Genomic DNA, 25,766 nt, shown 5'->3' with positions numbered 1-25,766 from the left:
GCCGGCGGGCGGCGTCCACCCTCCCGGAAGATCAGTCGTACCTGCGCTGCCAGTCATCCCGTGATCTTGACAGATGCGTTGGCTGTCGGCCTGGGCGCCTCGGACCGACGGTGCCGGCCACCGGACCGAGCCGCTGATGCGCATCCGGGCGCACGTGACCATTCAGCCAGATCCTTGCGAGGAACCCAATGCGTTGACGCCTGGGAGGAATCGCATCGTGTGGTGGCGACGCGGAGCGTCGCTGTGTCCGGGGGGCGGGCGCGGAGCGCGCAGGGCTGTCCGGCGGAGCCGGACGAAGGGGAACGCGCGAGCGAGTGATCACCGATTCGTGGCCAGTTGTGCGAGAGTTGCCCGTTTGTGCGGACGGCTGCGTAACGTCGGGTCCTGTGAAGCTCACCGTGCAGGTCAAACTCCTGCCGACGCCCGTGCAGGCGGCGGCACTTGAGGCGACCCTGCACGCCTGCAACGAGGCGGCGACCTGGGCGAGCGCGGTGGCGTTCGCCAAGGATGTGAAACGGAACTTCGCACTGCGCGAGCACACCTACGCCGAGATCAAGCAACGCTGGGGGCTCGGCGCGCAGGCCGCCCAGCACGTCATCAAGAAGACCAGCGACGCCTACGCCACGCTGGCGGCGAACCTGAAGGCCGGAAACCTGGGCAAGCCGTGGTCGAAGCGGTACCGGCGGGCGGTGGACAAGCCGGTCGTCTTCCGGCCCGAGGGCGCCCAGCCGTACGACGACCGGATGCTGTCCTGGCAGATCCAGGACCGCACCATCTCCATCTGGACCCTGTCCGGGCGGGTGAAGCAGGTGGCGTTCACCGCCTCCCCGGAACAGTTGGCCCGCCTGGCCCTCTACCGCAAGGGCGAGTCCGACCTGCTCTACCGGGACGGCATGTGGTTTTTGAACGCCACCTGCGGGATCCCCGAAACCGAACCCCACGTGGATCCGGCCGGCTTCCTCGGCATCGACCTGGGGATCGTGAACATCGCCACCACCTCGGACGGCCAGATCATGGCCGGACGCGCCCTGAACCGGGGACGGCTGCGCGAACGCACCCTGCGGACCAAGCTGCAGAAGAAGAACACCCCCTCCGCCAAGCGCCGGCTGAAGAAACGGCGGCGCAAGGAGGCGCGGCGGGCGCGAGACATCAACCACAAGATCGCGAAACATGTGGTGGCCGAGGCAGAACGCACCGGACGCGGAATCGCCCTGGAGGACCTGGGCGGTATTCGTGAGCGGGTACGGCTTCGCAAGCCTGGGGGCACCTCCCACGCCCTTAAGGCAGTGGGGGAGGGCCACCCACTCCAGCTGGAGCTTCGCCCAACTGGGGGCGTTCATCGCGTACAAGGCCCGCAAGGCCGGGGTACCGGTGGTGTACGTCGATCCGGCGTACACCTCCCGCACCTGCGCCGAGTGCGGCCACATCGACAGAGCGAACCGGGTCTCACAGGCCTGGTTCGCATGCCGGTCCTGCGGACTCGTTGATCACGCGGATCGCAACGGCTCCCGCAACATCCGCGCCCGCGCGGAAGAGTTGTGGCGACGCGGGGCGCAGTCAACCGCCCCAGACCCACCCCCGAAACGGGTCGGTGGGACCGGACGCAAGCCAAGCGCCACACCCAGTGGCGCCCGCTCTGCAAGCCCGTCGTTTTAGCGACGGGTCGTTGACTCCTTCCTCCCGGGTTCCGGCGAGGCAGAGCACGCCTGACCGGCACGGAGCATGGCCTTATAGAGGGCGCGGGGCTCGGGCGAGTCGGGCAGGGGACCGCGGGCGGGAGCCTCGAAGGACTGGAGCATCAGGGCGACGACGCGTTTCCAGGCGTCGGGAGCGGCATCGCCGGTGGCGTTGACGACGCCGGCAGTGGCCATGTGCAGCAGCACCAGATCCTCGGGGCTGAAGTCCTCACGCAGACGCCCTGCGGCCTTGGCGCGGCCGATGAGCTGTACGACGCCCTCGTACGCCTGGTCTCGGCGCTTCTCCAGAGCCTTGGCTGTGGGGAAGGTCATGGTCAGCACGTCGGCGAAGCCGTAATCGGCGGCCTGCATCGCGCAGGCGGTTTCGATGAACCCCGCGAGACCGCGCCAGGGATCGGGGTCGTCGAGGGCGACGCCGACCGCGTCGACGTAGGCGTCCATACGGTCGGCGAAGACCGCGGCGACTAGTTCCTCCTTTGTCGGGAACCGGCGGAACAGAGTGGCGATGCCCACCCCCGCCTCGCGGGCCACGGAAGCCATGGAGGCATGCAGGCCGTCACGCCTGAACACCGTGCGCGCGGCGGCGACGATCCGCGCGCGGTTGCGCTCGGCATCGCTGCGCAGAGGCTGTGCGGCAGGGTCGTCGCTGGAGTGGGCGCCAAGGTTCATGACACTCAGCCTACCGAATCGGAATGCCCCATCCAGTTTCAGTGCTATCGTAGACACCGCAGAATCGGAGTGGCCTTTCCGGATCACGAATCGGATGCCCCTTTCCGAATCGAGCGAACCGATGCCAAGGAGTTGATGATCAGTGCGCGCTGTGACACTGGCGCAGGTCCCCGGCAGCCCCGAGGTGACCGAGGTGGAGGTGCCCCGCCCGGAGGCCGGTGAGGTGCTGGTGAAGGTGGCCGCGTCCTCGGTGAACGGGTTCGACCTGGGCACGGCGGCCGGATACCTGCAGGGCATGATGGAGCACCGCTTCCCGCTGATCCCCGGCAAGGACTTCGCCGGCACCATCGAGGCGGTCGGTGAGGGTGTCGAGGGTTTCGCGGTCGGCGACGACGTGTTCGGCGTGGTCACCAAGGCGTACCTGGGCACCGGTTCGATGGCGCAGTACGTCGCCGTTCCCGCTGCCATCGGCATCGCCCACCGGCCCGACGGGGTCTTGGTGCGTGACGCCGGCGCGCTCGGGCTGGCGGGCACCGCCGCCTTCGACGGTCTCGCCCTGCTCGGCCCGCTGGAGGGCAGGACGGTGCTGATCTCCGGTGCCACCGGCGGCGTGGGTGCCATCGCCGTGCAGCTGGCCGCGGCCCGGGGCGCGAGGGTGATCGCCACGGCCAAGTCGGGTTCCGAGAGCGGCTTCGTCTCGGCGCTGACCGACGCCGAGGTGACCGTCATCGACTACACCCAGGAGGTGACCGCGCAGGTCCGGGCGATCGCCCCGGACGGCGTGGACGCGGTGCTGCACCTCGCCGGCGACCTGGCCGAGCTCACTGCGCTCACCCGCGACGGCGGCGCCGTCGCCTCCGCCCTCACCCTCGCCCCAGTCCCCGAGGCCTCGGAGGACCGCAAGCTGCAGACCGCCATGATCCGGTCCAACCCGACCGCCGACACCCTGTCCACCCTCGCCGGGCAGGTCGCCTCCGGCGTCCTCAAGGTGCCGGTGAACTCCGAATTCGACCTGGAGCGTGCCCCCGAGGCATTCGCCGCGTTCGGCCGCGGCACCCTCGGCAAGATCGCGATCACCGTCGCCTGACCAGTCCGTATCCCAGACGCTTCCCCCACGAAAGGACTATCACCATGCCCAGCATCGCCATCGTCGGAGCCGGCCCCGGAATGGGCCTCGCCATCGCCCGCACCTTCGGCTCGCGCGGCTACGACGTCGCTCTCATCGCCCGCAACCGCGCCAAGCTCGACGACCTCGTCGGCCGGCTGGCCGCCGAGGGCATCACCGCCGCCGCGTTCCCGGCGGACGTGCTCGACCACGATGCGCTGACCCAAGCCCTCAAGGACGCCGCCACCCGCTTCGGCGGTATCGACGTCCTGGAGCACTCCCCCTCTCCGGGCAACGGCTCCATAAACTCCATGACCCTCACCTCCCCGTCCCAGACCAGCCCCTCCGATGTGCAGGGCTGGATCGACTTCCTGCTCCACAGCGCCATCACCGCCACCCAGGCCGTCCTGCCCGCGATGCGTGAGGCCGGCGCGGGCACCCTGCTCTTCACCAACGGCGCCGGCTCGGTCGACCCCATCCCGATGCTCGGCAACGTCAACCCCGCCCAGGCGGCGCTGCGCAACTGGGCGCTCAACCTGCACAAGGAGCTGGCCGGCACCGGAATCCAGGCCGCGCATGTCGCCATCGGCGTGTGGATCGGCGCGGGCGGCCCTCCCGAAATCCCGACCGCCGAGGCCGAGGACATCGCCCCTCTCTACTGGGACCTGCACACCCAGCGCGACGAAGCCGAGCGCGTCTTCACCGGCTGACGCCTCCCGGTTCTCCCCCGTTGAATCCTGATCCGCTCAATCCCCGTCCGCCGCGGCGATCCCCGCCGCGGCGCGACCGAAGAAGAAGGTCTCCGCCCCGATGAACGTGTTCCTGTGGATCCTGCAGGGCGTCCTCGCCGCGTTGTTCGTCGCGGCCGGCGTCACCAAGTCCACCCAGCCCCGCGAAAAGCTCATGTCCCAGCTGCCGTGGGTCAGTGACGTCTCAACACCCGTGGTGCGTCTGATCGGCGTCGCCGAACTCGCCGGAGGCCTCGGGCTCATCCTGCCGGGCGCTTTCGACATCGCCACCGTGCTCACCCCGCTGGCCGCCACCGGCCTGGCTGTGATCATGGTCCTGGCCATGGGCCTCCACGCCCGCCGCAAGGAGCCGCAGGCCATCGGGTTCAACGCGATCCTGCTCATCGTCGCCGCGGTCATCATGTGGGGCCGGTTCGGGCCCCACTCCTTCTGACCACCCGGCCCCCTCCCCCGCACAGCGGCCCGGCCAGCGACCACGCCGGCCGGGCCGCTCCCTCCCACCCCCTGTCCCCCTATCGGAGACGACCGTGGAACTGGGCATCTTCTCCCTGTCCGACCTGCAGACCGACCCCGCCACAGGAAAAACGCACGACCCGGGGCGCCGCACCCGCGAGATCGTCTCCTACGCCGTCGCCGCCGACCAGGCCGGCCTGGACGTCTTCGGTCTCGGCGAGCACCACAGCTGGGACTTCGCCGTCGCCAACCCCGCCGTCCCGCTGGCCGCGATCGCCCAGGCCACCAGCCGTATCCGTCTGGCCAGTGCCGTGTCGGTGCTCTCCACCGCGGATCCGGTCCGGCTGCACCAGGACTTCGCCTCCCTCGACCTGATCAGCGACGGCCGCACCGAGATCATCGCGGGGCGCAGCGCGTTCGTCGAGGCGTTCCGCCTGTTCGGCGTCGACCTCGAGGACTACGACGACGTGTTCGCGGAGAAGCTGCGGCTGCTGCTCACCATCCGTGAGAACCCCGAACACGTCACCTGGCGCGGACGGTTCCGTCCGGCCATGGACGGCCTGTCCGTCCAGCCCCCGCCCCAGCAGCCGCAGCTGCCGCTGTGGCTCGGCGTGGGCGGCACCCCCTCCAGCGTGGAACGCGCCGGACGCCTCGGCCTGCCCATGGCGCTCGGCCTCATCGGCGGGGACATCCGACGTGCCCGCCCCCTCGTCGAGCACTACCGCGCGGTCGGCACAGCGGCCGGTCACCCCGCGCGCCGGCTGCGGCTCGGCAGATCCGGCCACTTCTACGTCGGCCGCACCTCCCAGGGCGCACGCGACGACGTCTTCCCCTTCTACAAGGAATACGTCCGGCCCAAGCCGCCCACCGGACGCGGCTTTCACATCGGACGCGCCGAGTTCGACGCCGCAGCGGTACCGTTCGGCGCGCTGATGGTCGGCAGTCCCCAGGAGATCATCGACAAGATCCTCGCCGAACGCGAAGTACTCGGCATCGACCGCTACCTCGGCCAGATCGACTTCGGCGGTATGCCCGCCCGGATGGTCCACGACTCGATCGAGCTTCTCGCCACCGAGATCGCCCCCGTCATCCGCAGGGAACTCGCCCCGCCGGCCGGACCGGCCGCAGCCTGACGAACAACTGAACCGGCGTCACGGACGGCGGCGGCCACGATCTTGCGACATGCGCACCCTGTTCGAAAACGACGACCGACCTGAAGGCCTCGACGAGGGTAGCGGCGTGGAGATTGACCAACGCGCGGTAGACGTAGACCAACCCGGTCGCTCAACTCCTTCTGCGGGGTCTCGCACACGCAGGACGCTGACGTAGTTTCCGGTGCCAGGCATCGAGCATCCGCGCAGTCGCCGGACCAGCGGTCACCGGCATGCCCGGTGCAGCGGAGTTCGTCGGCGTGACCCGGGTCGTCGTCACCGGCGATCGTGTCACAGTGGAGGAAGACGCGGCCCGCGTCGAGGCAACGAATTGCGTGGTGCTGTTGACCCGGATGGACGGGTCGTCGACTCCTGTGGACGCCAAGGCGCTGAGCGAGGCACTGCTCGCCGAGTAGGACGAGTTGCTCGCCCGCCATGCCCCCGTCCACGGCGAGCTCTAACGCCCCCGAGCGGAACTCGACCTGAGCGTGTCCGACAGCGACAGGGCTGCGACATCGATGCCCCCGCCACGCGCGCCGAGCTGCGGTTCGCACTGCGACATGACGACCGGTCCTGAGCAGGATCGGGGCCGCGGTGCCGGCCGAGATGCCGAAGTCGGCCGCGGGCTGCGCGAGACCGTCGTGCCGACGCATCGTGACCCACTCGAATCAGCGGGGCGCTGAGAGCCGCTACCCGCTGACCCGGGAGGCGGCCGATCCCGCGTACCCGACTCGAGCGCGAGCCGGGATGGTCCGCGAGATCGCCGCCCGCATCTATCTGGACCCGGACGGGCTACGCGGCGTTCCCGCCGGGGCCGCGCTCCCACACCGCATCACACACGCCGCGCCCACATCGGACTCGGCGGTTTCGGTGGTCACGGATGTGTCGGCAGCCTGAGAGCCTGCGCCGTGGCGTCGGGGTTCGCGTTCGTCTGGAGCACGTTCATGATCCTGTGCTCGAACAACCAACCGGCGTCCGTCCGGACAAGTCGATCATCCCAGCGGTGAGTGATGACATAGAGCCCATCCTGCGCCAGTTCACTCGGGACCTGGCGGAACACCAGCATGTACGACATCTGGGTCGCCTTGTCACCCTCGATGGTGATGACGTTGTCGGTGGTGGCATGCACGGTAGAGAAGAGATGTCCCGTCATTCCGAAGCCAATATCGACAGGCTCTCCATGGGCCTGGGCGTCGAAGAAGGCTGCGATGGCCGCTCTGCCCTCGAGGCGCCCGGCCGACTCGAGTACGCCGTTCTCGGTGAAGGCTGCGGCACAATCGGCGCCGCGCAGCTGGTCGACCATGTGATTGAAGCGTGCGGTAAGGCCACGGATGGCCAACTCGTCAGCGACCCTGTCGGGCACGTAAATCCTCCTTGATCGCTCCGTGCAGCACGGAGTTGTGAGCTTGATGGCGTCCGGTCCGGGCGTGGACGGGAGGTGTCGACGCCCGGACGTCGCGAAATCGAGCCGGCGCGATGGATGTCCGCCCCACTAGGGACATCGCCGCCAGTCCCTGGGCTGCGGCGGAGCGCGGTCTGGCGCCCCGCGCTCCGCCGAGCTTCCTGGGTCCGGTTCGCTCAGACTGCTGGGGTCACCGGGCGCAGTACGTAGTCGTGGGTCACGGTGTGGTAGGGCGCGTCCAGGCCGCGCGCCTTGAAGTCGGCCGGGTCGTCGTGGAGCTGTGTGGCGTGCACGCTGGACTCGGGCGTCGTGCGGGGTTCGAGGGTGTTGCCGACCCTCGGGTCGCCTTCGAAGTGGGACTGCGTGGTCAGCGTGTGGAAGCCAGCGGCGGTGACGATCGCGTGGATGTGCAGCGGGCGGGTGTCGACCCGGTCCAGTTTCTTGATGAGCTTGCCCAGGGGGCCGTCCTCGGCGATGCCCATGACCTCGATGCCGGGCATGACCGTCCGGTACTCGAAGCGACCCTCGTCGTCCGTGAGCAGCTTTCCGCGCAGGTTGAACGGGGGCAGGCTCTCGTCAATGTCTATGACCAGAGGCCGGATCATCTCCGCGGTCAAGTTCGAGTAGTCGCCCTTGGCGTTGGTCATCCAGATGTCGAGCTCCGCGCCCGCGATCGGCTCGCCGCTCGTGGAGCGCACCTGTCCCGAGACGAAGAGCGCCTCGCCGGGTTCGTCGGGGCGCATGGGCAGCGCGTACGGGCGTTCCAGGACCGGCGCCCCGGGTGCATAGGCCGGTCCCCTGCCGATCCAGGGGCTCGCACCGTCCTTCTCCGGATTCGCATACGCGGCGCCCAGGTTGACCTCGAGTACCGGATGCATGAAGAACTGGTAGATCGTCATGGGCATTTCGCCGGCTTCGGCGAGTTCCAGGGCCCATGCGATGGCTTGCTGGAACTCCTGCTCGGTCACTCCGTGCTTGATGATCAGATCCGCGATCGTCGACTGGAGGTCGTCGAAGACGACCTGGAGCCTGGTGCTTTCCGACGTGCTCATCAAAGTCCCCTGCTGGTGGTGGGCGTCGGGCCGCGACGGCCCGGAACCCCCAAGCGGATAAGGTACTCCAGTTGAGGTTACATCAACTGGAAAGGCCAATCCAGTAATTCTTGTCCCGTGACTGCCGGTCACTGGATGCGACAATCACGGCGTAGGATCCGTCCGCATGCGCGCGAGGAGGCCGACGCGTTCGGCAGACAGCAGGTTGCCGATGGAGGCGCCCAGATTTGACCCTCTTCCGCGACGTCGACAGACTCCACACCGAGCCCACCGATGCCTACGCGTCCTGGCCGGCAACACCTTCTCCATCCCACTGATCGACCTCGCCAGAACCCATGAGTCCGCAGCCGAGCACGGTGATGCGGAAGATCGTGTTCATAAGGGCGTGTCCAAGAAGGACGCTGGTGGCCGTGGGCGAAGAACTGCCTCTGCACAGCCCTGCCGCGTCAACGCCCGCTCAGCGTGATATCCGCGTTGCATGGAGGAAGAACAGCAGTTTTCTGCTGCGGTTCATCACAAGTACACCTGATCAGGATCCCGGCGGCAGGTCCTGCTCGGTCCAGATGCACTTGCCGTCCCCGAGGAAGCGGGTGCCCCAGCGCCGGGAGAGGGCAGCGACCAGGTGGAGGCCTCGGCCGCCCTCGTCCGTGTACCCAGCACGCCGGATGCGCGGGGTGGTGAGGCTGTGGTCGTACACCTCGCAGATGAGTGACCGGCTGCGCAGGAGGCGCAGGCGGATGGGTCCCTGTGCGTGCCGGACCACGTTTCCCACCAGCTCACTCACCAACAACTCGGTGGCCATGACCAGTTCGTCCAGGTCCCAGACGCCGAGCCGGTCTCGGACGTGGGCTCGGGCCTGTCCGGCCGCTTTGGGGTCATGGGGCAGGTCGTAAGAGACGACGTAGGCGGCGGGGGTGCAGCGGATGCGAGCGATCAGCAGTGCGGCGTCGTCGGTGGTCTGCTCCCGATCGGGTACCAGGGTTGAGACTATGTGGTCGCACAGCCTGTCGAGATCGCCCCCGTCGCCCGGCGAGCCGACGTCGAAGTACGGTGTACGGCCCACTACTTCGGCCAGGGTCCGGCGCAGCTGGACGAGGCCTTCCTCCGTGTCCCGGGTGGCGGACTCGACGAGACCGTCCGTGCAGAACACCAGCAGACTCTCGTCGGGCAGGTACACCTCGTGGACGTCGAAGGGCGGTTCGGCGGCGCCGAGGGGAGGGTTGACGGCCAGTTCTGGACTGTGCACCGTGCCGTCGGGATGCACCACGAGTGGCGGCGGATGACCTGCCAGGCAGAAGGAGCAGGTGCGCGCGACCGGGTCGCAGACGGCGTACGCGCAGGTGGCGTAGTGGTCGTAGCCCAGGTCGCCGACGAGTTCGTTGAGATGGCCGAGCAGTTCGGCCGGCTCCAGCTCCAGGTCGGCGAGCGTGCGGACGGCCGTGGCGACGCACCTCTGATGGCCGGGATCACGGCAACGCAAAACACTCCTGGGAACAGCCGCTGTCCCGGTAGTCGTGGCGCTCGTCCAGGCATAGCGCCGACCGAACGCTAGCGCTGCTTGCTCCGGTGGCGGCGGACCGCATCGGTGTTGGCGCAGCGGGAGGAACAGTAGGCACGGCGGCCGTTGCGGCTGGTGTCGACAAAAGCGGTCCGGCAAGAGCCCAGCGCGCATACGCCCAGTCGTTCCCCTTCGGCTTCCAAGGCGAAAATGGCCAGACCTCCGGCAGTCACGGCTTTCACGCGGCCTTGGAGGTCCTTGGTATCCGGAGCAAAATGCAAATGCGGCCGCAGGTTGTCATGCGTGGTCAGGTACACGCTTCCGGCGCCGTCCGCGAGCAGAGCGTTGATGTTCTCGCAGCGTTCGGCCTGTGAGGATGCGTCGAAGACCGGCCTCATCAGCCGCGACCACGCTCTGATGCGCTCGGATGTGGAGCCAGTGACATGCGGACGACGAATCTGATGCGCCCGCAGCGTCTGTTCCAGCGTCTCGGGCAGCCATGAACCGCTCGAATCGAGGTTCACCAGCGCCAAGGCCAAGTGAACCCCGACCATGTTGTCATGCTCGAACTGCACTTGACCATTACAACATGGTGTCTCCGCAGAGCCAGTCGCGTCGGCACGTGTTGCGTCACGGTCACTGTGCGCCGGCGCCGCCCTGGAAGGCAACGAACGGCGTCTGGTCGAACACGATCAGCCCCATCACGCCGCTCCGGATGGGGACACCTCGGACGATACTTTCGAGCTCGTCCGGTGGCTTCCCGTGCCGCTGCACGCCGACTTCCAACCACCTTCACACCCGCGTGGCTCTGACGCGTAAATAGGTCCAGGTCAGGGGTTGTTTGGGCAGGGCTGAGCGTCCGGTGGCCGCAGGGGCTGCCGGGGCTGCCGGGGCTGCCGGGCGGTCGTGGGGTGGTCAGGCTGTGGTTCCCAGCGGGTTGAGGGTGACGGTGTAGCCGAGCTGGTTGAGGGCGTTGATCGCGCGGCGGGTGGCGCGTTCGGGGTCGCGCTGGGTGAAGTAGGCGCCGCCGAGCTCGCGGTAGGTGACGTGGTCGGTGAGCATGTGCCAGATCGCGGTGATGATCGAGTGCTCGACGGCGACCAGGGCCCTGAGCGGGCCGCGGCGGGCGGTGAGCCGCTTGTAACGGGCTTGCAGGTAGGTGTCTTTGGTTCTCACCGCGCCGAACGCCGCGAGCCCGAGTGCTCCCTTCAGGTAGGGATTGCCGGGGCGGACCTTGGTGTTCTTGGTGCGGCCGGCGGACTTGTGGTGGCCGGGGCAGACCCCGGCCCAGGAGGCGAGGTGCCGGGCGGAGGCGAAGCGGGCCATGTCGCCGCCGGTCTCCGCGATGATCACCTCGGCGACCGCGCGGTTGATCCCGGGGATGGTGTCGAGCAGGTCGAGGGCGCCTCGAAAGGGGGCCATCGCCTCCTCGATCCGCGCATCCAGCTGCCCGACCGCATCCGTGAGCTGGTCGTAGTGGTCCAGGTGCAGCCGGACCAGGAAGGCATGATGGTCGCGGGAGCGGCCGGTCAGGGCCTCGGTGAGTTCGGGAATCTTGTTGCGGAGCTTGCGTTTGGCCAGCTCCGCGAGGGTCTGTGGTTCGCGTTCGCCCGAGACGAGAGCCTCCAGCATGGCCCGGCCGGAGACGCCCATGATGTCGGAGGCAACCGCGGCAAGTTTGATCCCGGTGTCCTCCAGCAGCTTCTCCAGGCGCTGGACGATCTGGCCGCGCTCGCGGGTGAGCTGGGTGCGGGCGCGGGTCAGGTCCCGCAGTTCACGCACGGGCTGGTCGGGCACGAACGACGGCCTGACCAGGCCGTGGGCGCCGAGCTGGGCCAGCCAGGCCGCATCGGAGACGTCGGTCTTGCGGCCGGGCAGGTTCTTGACCTGCCGGGCGTTGACCAGGATCACGGCCAAGTCCTCGGACAGCAGGTAGTAGAACGGTTTCCAGTAGTCGCTGGTTGCCTCGATCACCACCAGGGTGACCTCGGCGGCGAGCAGGTGATCCCGCAGCGCAAGGACCGCGTTCGTCGTCGAACCCCACGTCGTGGTCTCGGTGGTGAACGACCCCCGCCGTTTCGCAGTCGGCGTGCGAACGCACACCTTGGCGTCCTTCTTGCTGATGTCCACACCAGCGCAGCGTTCGTGCAGCACGTCCACAGCTCTGCTCCCTCCCAGCCGGCAACCGGTACACCGTTCCGGGAGGGCCAGGGCGAAACAGGAATTCTGACGCACGTGCTCACAGCAACACTCCACGGTTCCCGTGGACGGCCCTCAGTGCCACGCTGACCTGCGAGCTCACCGGCATCACAGAGACATCGGCTTCGGCCGGAACGAACCCCTCCAGCGTCCCGGACCGGCATCACCCCACGTCAGGGCAGACGGAAGCACCTTCGGCGCACGCCACGGGATTTACCACGCCCCCGGCGCGCACCAAAGGTGCGCTGGTTCGCTGACCTGCGGAAATAAAGAGCGGCAGACGAGTCGGGCTATACGCCGGGTTCTGTGCTCCGGGGCCTCGCGGCGCCCGGAGTGACGGCCATCCATCTGACGCGTAAATAGGTCCAGGTCAGGGGTTGTTTGGGCAGGGCTGAGCGTCCGGTGGCCGCAGGGGCTGCCGGGGCTGCCGGGCGGTCGTGGGGTGGTCAGGCTGTGGTTCCCAGCGGGTTGAGGGTGACGGTGTAGCCGAGCTGGTTGAGGGCGTTGATCGCGCGGCGGGTGGCGCGTTCGGGGTCGCGCTGGGTGAAGTAGGCGCCGCCGAGCTCGCGGTAGGTGACGTGGTCGGTGAGCATGTGCCAGATCGCGGTGATGATCGAGTGCTCGACGGCGACCAGGGCCCTGAGCGGGCCGCGGCGGGCGGTGAGCCGCTTGTAACGGGCTTGCAGGTAGGTGTCTTTGGTTCTCACCGCGCCGAACGCCGCGAGCCCGAGTGCTCCCTTCAGGTAGGGATTGCCGGGGCGGACCTTGGTGTTCTTGGTGCGGCCGGCGGACTCGTGGTGGCCGGGGCAGACCCCGGCCCAGGAGGCGAGGTGCCGGGCGGAGGCGAAGCGGGCCATGTCGCCGCCGGTCTCCGCGACGATCACCTCGGCGACCGCGCGGTTGATCCCGGGGATGGTGTCGAGCAGGTCGAGGGCGCCTCGAAAGGGGGCCATCGCCTCCTCGATCCGCGCATCCAGCTGCCCGACCGCATCCGTGAGCTGGTCGTAGTGGTCCAGGTGCAGCCGGACCAGGAAGGCATGATGGTCGCGGAAGCGGCCGGTCAGGGCCTCGGTGAGTTCGGGAATCTTGTTGCGGAGCTTGCGTTTGGCCAGCTCCGCGAGGGTCTGTGGTTCGCGTTCGCCCGAGACGAGAGCCTCCAGCATGGCCCGGCCGGAGACGCCCATGATGTCGGAGGCAACCGCGGCAAGTTTGATCCCGGTGTCCTCCAGCAGCTTCTCCAGGCGCTGGACGATCTGGCCGCGCTCGCGGGTGAGCTGGGTGCGGGCGCGGGTCAGGTCCCGCAGTTCACGCACGGGCTGGTCGGGCACGAACGACGGCCTGACCAGGCCGTGGGCGCCGAGCTGGGCCAGCCAGGCCGCATCGGAGACGTCGGTCTTGCGGCCGGGCAGGTTCTTGACCTGCCGGGCGTTGACCAGGATCACGGCCAAGTCCTCGGACAGCAGGTAGTAGAACGGCTTCCAGTAGTCGCTGGTTGCCTCGATCACCACCAGGGTGACCTCGGCGGCGAGCAGGTGATCCCGCAGCGCAAGGACCGCGTTCGTCGTCGAACCCCACGTCGTGGTCTCGGTGGTGAACGACCCCCGCCGTTTCGCAGTCGGCGTCCGAACGCACACCTTGGCGTCCTTCTTGCTGATGTCCACACCAGCGCAGCGTTCGTGCAGCACGTCCACAGCTCTGCTCCCTCCCAGCCGGCAACCGGTACACCGTTCCGGGAGGGCCAGGGCGAAACAGGAATTCTGACGCACGTGCTCACAGCAACACTCCACGGTTCCCGTGGACGGCCCTCAGTGCCACGCTGACCTGCGAGCTCACCGGCATCACAGAGACATCGGCTTCGGCCGGAACGAACCCCTCCAGCGTCCCGGACCGGCATCACCCCACGTCAGGGCAGACGGAAGCACCTTCGGCGCACGCCACGGGATTTACCACGCCCCCGGCGCGCACCAAAGGTGCGCTGGTTCGCTGACCTGCGGAAATAAAGAGCGGCAGACGAGTCGGGCTATACGCCGGGTTCTGACGCGTAAATAGGTCCAGGTCAGGGGTTGTTTGGGCAGGGCTGAGCGTCCGGTGGCCGCAGGGGCTGCCGGGGCTGCCGGGCGGTCGTGGGGTGGTCAGGCTGTGGTTCCCAGCGGGTTGAGGGTGACGGTGTAGCCGAGCTGGTTGAGGGCGTTGATCGCGCGGCGGGTGGCGCGTTCGGGGTCGCGCTGGGTGAAGTAGGCGCCGCCGAGCTCGCGGTAGGTGACGTGGTCGGTGAGCATGTGCCAGATCGCGGTGATGATCGAGTGCTCGACGGCGACCAGGGCCCTGAGCGGGCCGCGGCGGGCGGTGAGCCGCTTGTAACGGGCTTGCAGGTAGGTGTCTTTGGTTCTCACCGCGCCGAACGCCGCGAGCCCGAGTGCTCCCTTCAGGTAGGGATTGCCGGGGCGGACCTTGGTGTTCTTGGTGCGGCCGGCGGACTCGTGGTGGCCGGGGCAGACCCCGGCCCAGGAGGCGAGGTGCCGGGCGGAGGCGAAGCGGGCCATGTCGCCGCCGGTCTCCGCGACGATCACCTCGGCGACCGCGCGGTTGATCCCGGGGATGGTGTCGAGCAGGTCGAGGGCGCCTCGAAAGGGGGCCATCGCCTCCTCGATCCGCGCATCCAGCTGCCCGACCGCATCCGTGAGCTGGTCGTAGTGGTCCAGGTGCAGCCGGACCAGGAAGGCATGATGGTCGCGGAAGCGGCCGGTCAGGGCCTCGGTGAGTTCGGGAATCTTGTTGCGGAGCTTGCGTTTGGCCAGCTCCGCGAGGGTCTGTGGTTCGCGTTCGCCCGAGACGAGAGCCTCCAGCATGGCCCGGCCGGAGACGCCCATGATGTCGGAGGCAACCGCGGCAAGTTTGATCCCGGTGTCCTCCAGCAGCTTCTCCAGGCGCTGGACGATCTGGCCGCGCTCGCGGGTGAGCTGGGTGCGGGCGCGGGTCAGGTCCCGCAGTTCACGCACGGGCTGGTCGGGCACGAACGACGGCCTGACCAGGCCGTGGGCGCCGAGCTGGGCCAGCCAGGCCGCATCGGAGACGTCGGTCTTGCGGCCGGGCAGGTTCTTGACCTGCCGGGCGTTGACCAGGATCACGGCCAAGTCCTCGGACAGCAGGTAGTAGAACGGCTTCCAGTAGTCGCTGGTTGCCTCGATCACCACCAGGGTGACCTCGGCGGCGAGCAGGTGATCCCGCAGCGCAAGGACCGCGTTCGTCGTCGAACCCCACGTCGTGGTCTCGGTGGTGAACGACCCCCGCCGTTTCGCAGTCGGCGTCCGAACGCACACCTTGGCGTCCTTCTTGCTGATGTCCACACCAGCGCAGCGTTCGTGCAGCACGTCCACAGCTCTGCTCCCTCCCAGCCGGCAACCGGTACACCGTTCCGGGAGGGCCAGGGCGAAACAGGAATTCTGACGCACGTGCTCACAGCAACACTCCACGGTTCCCGTGGACGGCCCTCAGTGCCACGCTGACCTGCGAGCTCACCGGCATCACAGAGACATCGGCTTCGGCCGGAACGAACCCCTCCAGCGTCCCGGACCGGCATCACCCCACGTCAGGGCAGACGGAAGCACCTTCGGCGCACGCCACGGGATTTACCACGCCCCCGGCGCGCACCAAAGGTGCGCTGGTTCGCTGACCTGCGGAAATAAAGAGCGGCAGACGAGTCGGGCTATACGCCGGGTTCTGTGCTCCGGGGCCTCGCGGCGCCCGGAGTGACGGCCATCCATCTAGGACCGACGTTGCCGTCGGCCTCGTGCGGTCTACCCGCGGACTCGGGCGGGCAGCCCTCGAACGTCCGCGCAGAGCGCGTTTTACGGCGCTCCTTTTGACCTTGCTCCAGGTGGGGTTTACCTAGCTGCCCAGGTCACCCTGGGCACTGGTGGTCTCTTACACCACCGTTTCACCCTTACCGAGGACCGAGATCCCCGGCGGTCTGCTTTCTGTGGCACTGTCCCGCGGGTCACCCCGGGTGGCCGTTAGCCACCACCCTGCCCTGTGGAGCCCGGACGTTCCTCGGGGAGATCCACAAGAACCTCCACGCGGCCGTCCGCCCGGCTCGTCTGCCGTGTCGACCATGGTACCGGGCGAGGGTTCAGAGGAAGTCCGCGGTCTCCAGGTCGAAGGCGAAGGGTTCCGGGAGAGCGATCGGTTTGCCGAAGGGGCGGGTGCAGTGCTGTCGGTAGTCGCCCTTCTCCGGCTCGCTGAAGAGGGTCACCTGGGAGGCGTCCCGGTCGGCCAGCAGGTAGAGGGGGATGCCTCCACGGGCGTAGCAACGGCGTTTGGCCTCGCGGTCGGCCTGAGGCTTGGTCGATGTCACCTCCAACACCATGGCGACGCCGTCGCAGGGCATCCAGGAGTGGGCGCCCCCGAACAAGTCGACCTCGACGGGTGCGAACGTGACATCCGGGATCACGTGGTCCATCGGCCAGGCCCCCGCACTCTTCAGCCTCAGCCCCTTGTTCCCGGAGAAGTCCATGTCCGTCTTGGATGGCTTGATCACTTGCCTCACGATCCGGCTGATGTACTTCTCGTGATCCCCGTCCGGCGGCGGCGTCACGACGATCTCCGCCTCGAACAGCTCGGCCCGGAAACCCTCCGGGGTGTCCAGGGCGAGAAAGCCCTCCAGCAGGACCTGTTCCTGCGTGAGCGGCTCGTGGGCCATGGCAGTCATGTCACGCCCCTCCTTCTGTCGCTCGCCGGACTGGGACATCGGCTGATCACCCGCCCGTGAGATCGGGAACCGTTCCCACGATCGTGGCACACGATCATGCGCGCCGTCAGCGCACGTCTCGCTTGACCCCGCCGCAACGTCAACGTCTCTACTGAAGGCATGCGGATCGGAGAACTCGCCGCCGCCGTCGGCGTCACCACGCGGACCGTGCGGCACTACCACCACCTGGGGCTGCTGCCCGAGCCGGAGCGGCTGTCCAACGGCTACCGGGACTACACCCTGCGGCACGCCGTCGTGCTGGCGCGGATTCGGCGGCTGACGGAGTTGGGGCTGGGCCTGGCCGAGGTGCGCGACGTGCTCGCGGACGACGCGGGGCGGGAGCTGGCCGAGGTGCTGGAGGAGCTGGACGCGGATCTGGCGCGGCAGGAGGCGGCGATCCAGGAACGCCGGGCGCGGTTGCGGGCGCTGCTGGACGCGGCGGAGCTGCCCGCCGAGGGCCCGGTCTCGCCCGAGCTGGCCGAGCTGTTCTCGGGGCTGGCGCCCGCCTCGGACTCCCCCATGGCCGCCAAGGACCGGGAGATCTTCGCGCTGCTGGAGACCGCGGCGGGCCCGGAGGAGCGGGAGCGGCTGCTCGCCGCCGTCGGCGGTGCCCTGCGCGGCCCCGCCGCCGTCGCGCGGGCGCACGAGGCGTACGCCCTGCTGGACGAGCTCGCCGACGCCGGGACGGACGACCCGCGCGTCGAGGAGGCCGCCCGCGCCCTCGCCGCGCTGATGCCCCGCGAGATGCTCCCGGCTGAGCCTGTCGATCAGGGCCACGGCTTCTTGCGCGCGTTGTACGCGGACATGGCCCCGGCCCAGGCGGAGGCGATCCGCCGGGCGCTGCGGCTCGCCGGGGAGGCCGAGTAATGAGGGTGGCGTACCGGCTGGTCCGGCACGAGCTGCGGCTGTTCGCGAGTCTGGGGCTGTGGATGGCCCGACGGACCCACGGGACACGGCACGGCGCCGCTTTCGGGTATGCGCGCGGGCAGAGCGCGATCATGTTCGGCTTCATGTTCGTGTGCGTGGTCGAGACGGTCGTGATGTCCGTGCTGCTGTCCCGGTGGCCGACCGTGCACCATGTGGTGCTGTTCATCGACGTCTACAGCGGCGTCTTCTTCGTCCTCGGGATCCACGCCGCGTCCGTGGTACGGCCGCACGTGCTGGAGCCGGGGGTGCTGCGGATCCGCTACGCCGCCCATGTCGACGTGCGCATACCGTTGGGGCGGATCGCGGCCGTGCGGCGGGAGCTGCGCACCACCCACGACAAGGCCGACGGCGAACTCAATGTCGCGGTCGGCGGGCAGACGACGGTCACGCTGGAGCTCGCCGAACCCGTCACCCACGTCACCTTCCTCGGCCGGCGGCGGGAGGTGAGCGTGGTGCGCCTGTACGCCGACCAGGCGGACGCCCTCGTACGGGAGGTCACGCGGGCGCGAAGCGTACCTTCGCCGCTCCCGGATCTGCCTGGGTGAGGCGGACGCGGAGGCGTTCGCCGAGCGGCAGGGCGCGGTCGCCCTCGATCCGGCCGATGACGGCCGGGGACTCCAGGTGGACGGTGCCCACGGTGGGGCGGCGTTCGACGACATCGACCACGCAGCCCTCGAAGACCTCCCCGACGCGGTCCTTCAGCAGCGCGGCCTCCACGATGTCCACGCACTCCCGCTCCACCGTCCCCGCCCGCCGCGCGCCCTCGGCCATCTCCTCGGGCAGTGCGTCGAGCGCGGCGAGCACCCACTCCGGGGGTTCCTGTCCGGCCGCGGCGGCGAGGCAGAGTTCGGAGGTGTAGCGGTCGGCCAGGCGGCGCAGGGGGGCCGTGCAGTGGGTGTAGGGGGCGGCCACGGCGGAGTGGGTGGTGATCGGCGGGAGGGCGCCGTCGCGGAAGACCGTGTAGCCGGCGCCGCGCAGCAGGGTCGTGCACTCCTGGAGGAACGCCGCGTGCCGGGGGTCGTGCGGGTCGAGGGAGCGGACCAGGTCGGCGTACGACACGTGGTGCGGCCAGTCGATGTGCAGGGCGGTCGCGGTACGGCGGAGGCGGCCGACGGCGCCGTCGGGCGCGGCGGGCAGGGTGCGCAGGACGCCGGTGCCGGCGGCCAGCATCAGATCGGCGGCGGCCATGCCGGTGAGCAGGGAGATCTGGGCGTTCCAGCCGTCGGCGGGGTGCGGGGCGCGGTAGTGGAGTTCGCAGGTGTGGTTCCGCTCGACGATCTCCTGCTCGGGCACGTTCAGCGAGATGCCGCCGCGCGCGACCTCCAGCCGCTCCCGCAGCGAGCCGACCGTCCTGAGCAGCGCGAGCGGCTCCTCGGCGGTTCCGGCGTCGATCTCCTTCTGTACGCCCGCGTAGTCGAGCTTGGCGCGGCTGCGGACGAGGGCGCGGCGGACGTCGACGGCGAGGGTACGGCCGTCCGTGTCGAGGTCAATGGTCCACAGGACGGCCGGACGTGGTTGCCCGGGCAGCAGGCTGGCCGCGCCCTCGCCGATCAGCGCCGGGTGCAGGGGGACCTTGCCGTCCGGGAAGTAGAGGGTCAGCACGCGGCGGTGGGTCTCCGCGTCGAGCGGGCCGCCGGGTACGACGAAGGCGGCGACGTCCGCGATGGCGTACCTGACGCGGTAGCCGGTGCCCTGCCGGGACAGGTGGAGGGCCTGGTCGAGGTCGGTGGCGGTGGGCGGGTCGATGGTGAAGAAGGGGATGTCCGTGGCGTCGTACGACGGCAGGGCGGGGGACCCGGCCGCCCGCTCGGCCTCGGCGAGGGCCTCGGGCGGGAAGCCGTCGGACACACCGAGCTCGGCTCGCAGCGCGGCGAGGGCGGCCCGGAGCGGGGCTTCGGGGGCGCCGGTCACGCGGATGGGGCGGCGGGGCATGTCAATGAGCCTAGGCAGAACGGGGCGCGCGGCAACACGCCGTACCCTGTCGCGGAGGTCTACCGAAGGAGTATCCGTGCTGGTCCTGCTGCCGCCCTCGGAGGGCAAGGCGTCCTCCGGCCGGGGCGCACCGCTGAAGCTTCAGTCGCTCGCGCTGCCGGAGCTGAACGGCGCCCGGGAAGCCGTCCTCGACGAACTGGTCGAGCTGTGCTCCGGCGACGAGGACAAGGCACGCGAGGTGCTGGGGCTGAGCGAGGGACTGCGCGGCGAGGTCGCCAAGAACACCGAACTGCGCACCGCCGGTGCCCGGCCCGCCGGGGAGATCTACACGGGCGTGCTGTACGACGCCCTGGACCTGGCCTCGCTGGACGCGGCCGCGAAGCGGCGTGCCGCGCGGTCGCTGCTGGTGTTCTCGGGGTTGTGGGGTGCGGTCCGGGTGACGGACCGGATCCCGTCGTACCGCTGCTCGATGGGTGTGAAGCTGCCGGGGCTGGGCGCGCTGGGCGCGCACTGGCGTACGGCGATGGCGTCCGCGTTGCCCGAGGCGGCCGGGGGTGGGCTGGTGCTGGACCTGCGGTCGTCGGCGTACGCGGCGGCGTGGAAGCCGAAGGGCGAGGTCGCGGGGCGGACGGCGACGGTACGGGTGCTGCACGCGCCGACCCGGAAGGTGGTCAGCCACTTCAACAAGGCGACGAAGGGGCGGATCGTGCGCGGCCTGCTCGCGGCGGGGGCGGCGCCGAAGGGGCCGGCGGAGCTGGTGGAGGTGCTGCGGGAGCTCGGGTACGTGGTGGAGGCCGAGGCGCCCGCGGGAGCGGGGCGGGCCTGGTCGCTGGACGTGCTGGTGGACGAGATCCACTGAGGTCCACACAGATCCACCGTTGCAGTATGTGCAATGACCTTTGCGCATACTGCACAGCCCGGGCACGATGAGGCGCATGACCGACTCCGTGCTTGATCTCGCCCCTGTCGTCCCCGTGGTCGTCGTCCCGGACGCCGCCGACGCCGTACCGCTCGCGCGGGCGCTGGTCGCCGGGGGGCTGCCCGCGATCGAGGTGACCCTGCGGACGTCGGCCGCGCTCGACGCGATCCGGGCGATCAGCGGGGCGGTGCCCGACGCGGTGGTCGGGGCCGGGACGGTGATCACGCCCGGGCATGTCGAGGACGCCGTGACGGCGGGGGCGCGTTTTCTGGTGAGCCCGGGCTGGACGGACGTCCTGCTGGCGGCGATGCGGGGGTCCGGGGTGCCGTATCTGCCGGGCGTGTCGACGACGTCCGAGGTGGTGGCGTTGCTGGAGCGCGGGGTGCGGGAGATGAAGTTCTTCCCGGCGGCCGCCGCGGGGGGTACGGCGTATCTGAAGTCGCTCGCCGGGCCGTTGCCGCAGGCGCGGTTCTGCCCGACGGGTGGGATCGGGCTCGCGTCGGCGCCGGAGTATCTGGCGTTGCCCAACGTCGGGTGCGTGGGCGGCAGTTGGATGGTTCCGGCGGAGGCGGTGGCGGCGCGCGACTGGGGGCGGATCGAGGGGCTGGCCCGGGAGGCGGCCTCGCTCAGCGCAGGTGAGAGGTGTCGTTGAGGAGGCGGACGCTGGCGTTGCCGTCGGCGTAGTAGGCCACGACCGACAGGGAGGCCGCCGAGAGTTCCATGCGGAACAGGGACTCGGGCGGGGCGCCGAGGGCGAGGCGTACCAGGGTCTTGATCGGGGTGACGTGCGTGACGAGCAGGACCGTGCGGCCGGAGTACGCCGCGACGAGCTTGTCGCGGGTGGCGGCGATCCGGGTGGCGGTCGCCGCGAAGCTCTCGCCGCCGCCGGTGGGTTCGGCGTCCGGCGAGGCCAGCCAGGCGCTGAGGTCGTCGGGGTGGCGTTCGTGGACCTCGGCGAAGGTGAGGCCCTCCCAGGCGCCGAAGTCGGTCTCGCGCAGCCCGTCGTCGATGCCGACCTCCAACCCGAGGCGCGCGGCGACGATACCGGCGGTCTCGCGGGTCCGCGCGAGCGGCGAGGCGACGACGGCCTGGATCGTCCCGCGCCTCGCCAGCGCCACGGCCACCCGCTCGGCCTGCTCCCGGCCGACGTCGGAGAGGGCGGGGTCGCTGCCGCCGCTTCCCGAGAAACGCTTCTCCGGCGTCAGCGGCGTCTCGCCGTGCCGCAGCAACACGAAGGTGGCGGGCGCACCCATGTCCGGGGCGCCCCAGCCGACCCGGGGGGTGGCGACGTTGCGGGCGGCGTTCTCATCAACGCCCGCGGAGGCGGAACCAACGGCCTCAGGAGCAGCAGAACTCGAAGACTGCGGGCTGGAAGACGCCCCCGCCGAGGACCGCCCGGCCCCGCCGGAAGACACACCCGCCGAAGTCGGCCCCGCCCCAGAAGCCACACCCACCGAAGACCGCCCGGCCGCCCCAGAAGCCGCACCCGCCGAAGACCGTCCCACAACCCCGGAAGACACACCCGCCGAAGTCGGCCCCGTCCCGGAAGACACACCCGCCGAAGTCGGCCCCGCCCCGGAAGACACACCCGCCGAAGTCGGCCCCGCCCCGGACGCCGCACCCCCCGAAGCCCGCCCCGCCAGTGCCGCGCGGGCCTTTGCCGCGCCTGCCGTCGCGTCCCCGGGTGGCCCCTGCGGCTCGGGAAGCGCCGGTGTCGCGGACGTCGGGGACGGTGTCCAGGTCTCGCCCCGCGCGCCCGCGTCCATCGCCTCGTTGGCCAGGCGGTCCGCCCGCTTGTTCTCCTCGCGCGGGATCCACTCGTACGTCACCCGGCCCACCGGGAACACCCGCCCCGCCTCCATGGCCAGCGGCTTCATGTCGGGGTGCTTGATCTTCCAGCGGCCGGACATCTGTTCCACGACCAGCTTGGAGTCCATCCGGACGCGCACGGACGCGGCGGGGTCCAGGGCGTGGGCCGCGCGCAGGCCGGCCAGGAGTCCCCGGTACTCGGCGACGTTGTTCGTGGCGACGCCCAGATACTCGGCCGTCCGCGCCAGTGTCTCCCCGGTCGCCGCGTCGATGACCACGGCGCCGTAGCCCGCGGGCCCCGGGTTGCCCCGGGATCCGCCGTCGGCCTCGACGATGAACTCCCGCACCGCAGCGGCCCCTACAGGCCCGACTCGGAGGTACGCACCAGGATGCGCCGGCAGTTCTCGCACCGCACCACCGTCTCCGGCGCCGCCGCGCGGATCTCGCTCAGCTCGGTGATGGCCAGCTCCTGGCGGCAGCCCTGGCAGGTCCGCTGGTAGAGCTTGGCCGCGCCGATGCCGCCCTGCTGCCCGCGCAGCTTGTCGTAGAGCTTGAGCAGGTCGGCGGGGACGGACCCGGCCACGACCTCGCGCTCCTTCGTCACCGACGCCGCCTCACCGTCGATCTCCTCGAACGCGGCGTCCCGGCGCGCGGTCGCGTCGTCGATCTTCGCCTGGACGGAGCCGACCCGCTCGGTCAGCTCGGCGACCCGCTCCTGCGCGGACTCCCGGCGCTCCATGACCTCCAGTACGACGTCCTCCAGGTCGCCCTGCCGCTTGGCGAGGGAGGCGATCTCGCGCTGGAGGTTCTCCAGGTCCTTCGGCGAGGTCACCGCGCCGGAGTCGAGACGCTGCTGGTCACGGACGGCACGCTGGCGCACCTGGTCGACGTCCTGCTCGGCCTTGGTCTGCTCGCGGGCGCAGTCGCTCTCCTCGGTCTGCGCGGCCACCAGCAGGTCGCGCAGCTGGGTGAGGTCCTTGGTCAGCGACTCGATCTCGGCGTGCTCGGCCAGCGACTTCCGCCGGTGCGCGAGCTGCTGGAGGCGGACGTCGAAGTCCTGGACGTCGAGGAGTCGGATCTGGTCGGCGGGCGCGGCGTTCAGTTGGGGGCTCCAGGAGTTGTCGTCGGGTTGGACGCCGCGTGGGCGGTCCAGGGGTCGGTGACCGTCTTCGAGACATGGACGCGCAGGTCCCAGCCGTGGCGGTCGGAGATCTCGTCGAGCTGGGCGGCGGCCAGCTCGCACCAGGGCCACTCGGTGGCCCAGTGCGCCGCGTCGAGCAGCGCGAGGGGACTGTGGGCGCGGGCCTCGCTCGCCGGGTGGTGGCGCAGGTCCGCGGTGAGGAAGGCGTCGACCCCGGCCGCCCGTACGGCGTCGAAGAGGCTGTCGCCGGAGCCGCCGCTCACGGCGACCGTACGGACCAGGGCCTCGGGGTCGCCGGCCACGCGCAGGCCCTGCGCGGTGGCGGGCAGGCGTTCGGCGGCGAGCGCGGCGAACTCACGGACGGTCAGCGGGTGATCCAGCTCGCACACCCGGCCGAGGCCGCGACGCCCGTCCGGGTCGGTCGCGTCGGGCACCAGGGGCCGTACGACCCGCAGGTCCAGCGCCCCGGCCAGCGCGTCGCTGACTCCCGGGTCGGCGGTGTCGGCGTTGGTGTGGGCGACGTGCAGCGCGATGTCGTTCTTGATGAGGGTGTGCACGACGCGGCCCTTGAAGTGGGTCGCCGCCACCGTCGTCGTACCGCGCAGGTAGAGCGGGTGGTGGGTGACCAGCAGGTCGGCGCCCAGTTTCACGGCCTCGTCGACGATCTCCTGCACCGGGTCGACCGCGAACAGGACCCGGGTGACGTCCTGGCCGGGGTCGCCCACGACCGTGCCGACCGCGTCCCAGGACTCGGCCCGCTCGGCGGGCCACAGGTTCTCCAGCGCGGCGATGACTTCAGACAGACGGGGCACGGGACAAAGGCTACCTGGCTGTTCTGCGCCGTTGAACCTGTCTCGCCGCCCCCGCCACGCCCAGCACACCGGCCCCCGTCTCCTCAGCTGAACCGCTGGACCGCCACCCTTACGTGTGAAGCGGCGGTCGGCCGGTTCCCCGCCCGTGCGTACGAAAACTAGTTTCGTCGCTGGAGGTGACCGAGCGATGACTGCCTGTGTTGTCGAGCCCACGGCGGGGAACGAGGACGCGCCCTCCCCGCCGCCGGGCTGCGTGATCACGGTGGACGGCGCGTACGCCGCACGCCTCGCCCGCAGCGGCGACTCCTGGTTCCCGGAGCGCTGGACACTGGACGGCCCCGAGCCCTACGCCGTGCCGCTGCCCGGCAACCAGCCCGAGGAACCCGGCACCGAGGTGCAGCCGATGAGCGACGGCCGGGTGCTCATCCGCCGCCTCGCCGCCGGCCGGCACGCCTTCTCGCTGCTCTACCCGACCGGCCCCGGCACCGGCGAACTGCCGCTCGGCGCGGTCGAGTGCCACGACCCCGGCACCCGGCTGCGGCTACTGCCGCCCGCGCCGGGCGGCGACAGCGCGTACGCCCTGGCCGTCGGCCGGGACTCCAGCACCGTGTGGCTGGTCGCGGGCGGCGCGTTCGGGCCGGAGCACGTCGCCCGGATCCCCGGGCACTGCTCGGGCGGGGTGTGGCTGGACCGGACGGGGCGGATGCTGGCCCTGGACCGGGAGTCGGGCGGCCGGACCAAGACGGTCGTGGTGGACCTCGGGCGCGGCGGCGAGGTGTCGCCGCTGCTGCAGATCGCCGACGACAGCGACGACCGGCTGCTGCTCGCCGACCCCGACAGCGGACTGCTCCTCATCCGCTCCGACGCGCCCTGCCCCGGCGACGAGGGCCGGCTGGGCTGGGGGGTGCTGGGCAGCACGCTGCCGGTGCGGTTCCCGGAGTGTCTGCGGGCGGGCGCGGACTGCGCGGTGCTGCCGTTCGCGATCCAGCCGGGGCAGGTGCTGACACCGGAGAGCTGCGGGGTGGCGCTGCGCATCGACGGTCCGGCCGGCAGCTGGGTGGGCGTGTGGCGGCCGACGGAGCGTCAGGTACGTCATCTTCCCGCGCCGCAGGGGTGGTTGGCGGGCGCCGGGCTCTGGACGAGGGACGGCGCGCTGCGGCTGCCGTACGCCACGGAGGGGGTGCCGTGCGGGGTGGCCGAGTGGGCCGTGCCCCGGGAGGTGCCGCAGGCGAGCACCGGGGGCGCGCAGACGGGGGACACGGGGGCCATGAGCCCGGGGGATCCGGTTCCGGACGGCGCGGCTTCGTCGGCTCGGGCAGCCGCGGAGCCGTCGGAACCGGGTCCTCCGGAACCCGCCGCGCCGCGTCCGGTGCCGTTGCAGCAGGCGCCGTTGGGCGGTCGTATGGCAAGTAGGTAACGAAGTAGTGCCGGTTGGCGTGTGCGCCTGGATTCGGCCCGAGGTGTCCTGGTTAAACTCGCCCGGCTGTGAGCAAAAGATCATGTT

General features: G+C 70.3%; 23 protein-coding genes, 1 other RNA gene and 1 pseudogene. 11 read left to right on the top strand and 14 right to left on the bottom strand.

What is annotated here, in order from left to right:
- The first annotated feature begins 386 nt into the window (after nt 1-386).
- Nucleotides 387-1,656, top strand: a pseudogene (locus I2W78_RS28575) (RNA-guided endonuclease InsQ/TnpB family protein).
- Here I2W78_RS28575 and I2W78_RS28570 read toward each other — a convergent pair.
- A complete protein-coding gene (locus I2W78_RS28570) occupies nt 1,653-2,366 on the bottom strand; it encodes a TetR/AcrR family transcriptional regulator (protein ID WP_196463120.1) in 714 nt (237 codons plus the stop codon). The pseudogene I2W78_RS28575 and the gene I2W78_RS28570 sit on opposite strands and share 4 nt — an antisense overlap.
- A gap of 142 nt (nt 2,367-2,508) precedes the next feature.
- Here I2W78_RS28570 and I2W78_RS28565 point away from each other — a divergent pair, with 142 nt between their 5' ends.
- From I2W78_RS28565 to I2W78_RS28545, 5 genes are all read left to right on the top strand, one after another.
- The gene (locus I2W78_RS28565) at nt 2,509-3,453 is read left to right on the top strand and encodes an NADP-dependent oxidoreductase (protein WP_196463119.1); all 945 of its coding nucleotides are present in this window, start codon (nt 2,509-2,511) and stop codon (nt 3,451-3,453) included.
- A gap of 44 nt (nt 3,454-3,497) precedes the next feature.
- Nucleotides 3,498-4,181, top strand: coding sequence for an SDR family NAD(P)-dependent oxidoreductase (locus I2W78_RS28560; RefSeq protein ID WP_196463118.1), 684 nt, complete (start codon nt 3,498-3,500; stop codon nt 4,179-4,181).
- Between the two features lie 100 nt (nt 4,182-4,281).
- Nucleotides 4,282-4,653: a DoxX family protein gene (locus I2W78_RS28555; RefSeq protein WP_196463117.1), complete on the top strand. Its 372-nt coding sequence runs from the start codon at nt 4,282-4,284 to the stop codon at nt 4,651-4,653.
- A 94-nt stretch (nt 4,654-4,747) separates the two neighbouring features.
- A complete protein-coding gene (locus tag I2W78_RS28550; RefSeq protein WP_196463116.1) occupies nt 4,748-5,806 on the top strand; it encodes an LLM class flavin-dependent oxidoreductase in 1,059 nt (352 codons plus the stop codon).
- Nucleotides 5,807-6,057: 251 nt separating this feature from the next.
- A complete protein-coding gene (locus I2W78_RS28545) occupies nt 6,058-6,240 on the top strand; it encodes a hypothetical protein (RefSeq protein WP_196463115.1) in 183 nt (60 codons plus the stop codon).
- 458 nt (nt 6,241-6,698) lie between these two features.
- Here I2W78_RS28545 and I2W78_RS28540 read toward each other — a convergent pair whose 3' ends face one another.
- The 9 genes from I2W78_RS28540 to I2W78_RS28500 form a co-directional block, all read right to left on the bottom strand.
- Nucleotides 6,699-7,187, bottom strand: coding sequence for a nuclear transport factor 2 family protein (locus I2W78_RS28540; RefSeq protein ID WP_196463114.1), 489 nt, complete (start codon nt 7,185-7,187; stop codon nt 6,699-6,701).
- A gap of 215 nt (nt 7,188-7,402) precedes the next feature.
- Entirely contained in the window at nt 7,403-8,278 is an 876-nt protein-coding gene (locus I2W78_RS28535; protein ID WP_196463113.1) for a dioxygenase family protein, read from the bottom strand.
- Between the two features lie 529 nt (nt 8,279-8,807).
- The gene (locus tag I2W78_RS28530) at nt 8,808-9,758 is read right to left on the bottom strand and encodes an ATP-binding SpoIIE family protein phosphatase (protein ID WP_196464848.1); all 951 of its coding nucleotides are present in this window, start codon (nt 9,756-9,758) and stop codon (nt 8,808-8,810) included.
- A gap of 68 nt (nt 9,759-9,826) precedes the next feature.
- On the bottom strand, nt 9,827-10,351 hold the full coding sequence (locus tag I2W78_RS28525; protein WP_307783824.1) for a CGNR zinc finger domain-containing protein: 525 nt from the start codon (nt 10,349-10,351) through the stop codon (nt 9,827-9,829).
- A 340-nt stretch (nt 10,352-10,691) separates the two neighbouring features.
- Entirely contained in the window at nt 10,692-11,936 is a 1,245-nt protein-coding gene (locus I2W78_RS28520; protein WP_196463112.1) for an IS110 family transposase, read from the bottom strand.
- A gap of 485 nt (nt 11,937-12,421) precedes the next feature.
- Nucleotides 12,422-13,666 carry an IS110 family transposase gene (locus I2W78_RS28515; RefSeq protein ID WP_196460104.1) on the bottom strand — a complete coding sequence of 415 codons (1,245 nt, stop codon included), beginning with the start codon at nt 13,664-13,666 and terminating at the stop codon, nt 12,422-12,424.
- Nucleotides 13,667-14,107: 441 nt separating this feature from the next.
- A complete protein-coding gene (locus tag I2W78_RS28510; RefSeq protein WP_196460104.1) occupies nt 14,108-15,352 on the bottom strand; it encodes an IS110 family transposase in 1,245 nt (414 codons plus the stop codon).
- 316 nt (nt 15,353-15,668) lie between these two features.
- An RNA gene (gene rnpB, locus I2W78_RS28505) (RNase P RNA component class A) lies at nt 15,669-16,071 on the bottom strand.
- Between the two features lie 33 nt (nt 16,072-16,104).
- Nucleotides 16,105-16,683 (bottom strand): Uma2 family endonuclease, encoded by a 579-nt coding sequence (locus tag I2W78_RS28500; RefSeq protein WP_196463111.1) that lies wholly within the window; start codon nt 16,681-16,683, stop codon nt 16,105-16,107.
- Nucleotides 16,684-16,842: 159 nt separating this feature from the next.
- Between I2W78_RS28500 and I2W78_RS28495 the strand changes: the two genes are divergently transcribed.
- Nucleotides 16,843-17,589, top strand: a complete 747-nt coding sequence (locus I2W78_RS28495; RefSeq protein ID WP_196463110.1) for a MerR family transcriptional regulator — start codon at nt 16,843-16,845, stop codon at nt 17,587-17,589.
- Nucleotides 17,589-18,194 (top strand): hypothetical protein, encoded by a 606-nt coding sequence (locus tag I2W78_RS28490; RefSeq protein WP_196463109.1) that lies wholly within the window; start codon nt 17,589-17,591, stop codon nt 18,192-18,194. The genes I2W78_RS28495 and I2W78_RS28490 overlap by 1 nt, the downstream gene beginning before the upstream one ends.
- Here the strand turns inward: I2W78_RS28490 and I2W78_RS28485 are convergent.
- Nucleotides 18,145-19,581 (bottom strand): RNB domain-containing ribonuclease, encoded by a 1,437-nt coding sequence (locus I2W78_RS28485; RefSeq protein ID WP_196463108.1) that lies wholly within the window; start codon nt 19,579-19,581, stop codon nt 18,145-18,147. The two genes, I2W78_RS28490 and I2W78_RS28485, sit on opposite strands and share 50 nt — an antisense overlap.
- 76 nt (nt 19,582-19,657) lie before the next feature.
- Between I2W78_RS28485 and yaaA the strand changes: the two genes are divergently transcribed.
- Together yaaA and eda are read left to right on the top strand one after the other, a co-directional pair.
- Complete coding sequence (yaaA, locus tag I2W78_RS28480) at nt 19,658-20,440, top strand: peroxide stress protein YaaA (RefSeq protein ID WP_196463107.1); 783 nt, start codon at nt 19,658-19,660, stop codon at nt 20,438-20,440.
- A gap of 76 nt (nt 20,441-20,516) precedes the next feature.
- A complete protein-coding gene (gene eda, locus I2W78_RS28475; protein ID WP_196463106.1) occupies nt 20,517-21,152 on the top strand; it encodes a bifunctional 4-hydroxy-2-oxoglutarate aldolase/2-dehydro-3-deoxy-phosphogluconate aldolase in 636 nt (211 codons plus the stop codon).
- Here the strand turns inward: eda and I2W78_RS28470 are convergent.
- From I2W78_RS28470 to I2W78_RS28460, 3 genes are read right to left on the bottom strand one after another with little or no spacing between them, the layout of a single operon-like run.
- The gene (locus I2W78_RS28470) at nt 21,127-22,656 is read right to left on the bottom strand and encodes a bifunctional RNase H/acid phosphatase (protein WP_196463105.1); all 1,530 of its coding nucleotides are present in this window, start codon (nt 22,654-22,656) and stop codon (nt 21,127-21,129) included. The two genes, eda and I2W78_RS28470, sit on opposite strands and share 26 nt — an antisense overlap.
- A gap of 11 nt (nt 22,657-22,667) precedes the next feature.
- Nucleotides 22,668-23,411, bottom strand: a complete 744-nt coding sequence (locus I2W78_RS28465; protein ID WP_196464758.1) for a zinc ribbon domain-containing protein — start codon at nt 23,409-23,411, stop codon at nt 22,668-22,670.
- Nucleotides 23,408-24,262 (bottom strand): Nif3-like dinuclear metal center hexameric protein, encoded by an 855-nt coding sequence (locus tag I2W78_RS28460; protein WP_196463104.1) that lies wholly within the window; start codon nt 24,260-24,262, stop codon nt 23,408-23,410. The genes I2W78_RS28465 and I2W78_RS28460 overlap by 4 nt, the downstream gene beginning before the upstream one ends.
- Nucleotides 24,263-24,449: 187 nt before the next feature.
- Here I2W78_RS28460 and I2W78_RS28455 point away from each other — a divergent pair, with 187 nt between their 5' ends.
- Nucleotides 24,450-25,679, top strand: a complete 1,230-nt coding sequence (locus tag I2W78_RS28455) for a hypothetical protein (RefSeq protein WP_196463103.1) — start codon at nt 24,450-24,452, stop codon at nt 25,677-25,679.
- Nucleotides 25,680-25,766: the final 87 nt, after the last annotated feature.

The organism is Streptomyces spinoverrucosus (genome assembly GCF_015712165.1).
GTDB classification, from domain to species: domain Bacteria; phylum Actinomycetota; class Actinomycetes; order Streptomycetales; family Streptomycetaceae; genus Streptomyces; species Streptomyces spinoverrucosus_A.
The sequence above is the reverse complement of the archived record's forward strand: the minus strand, read 5'-3'. Positions and strand labels throughout refer to the sequence as shown.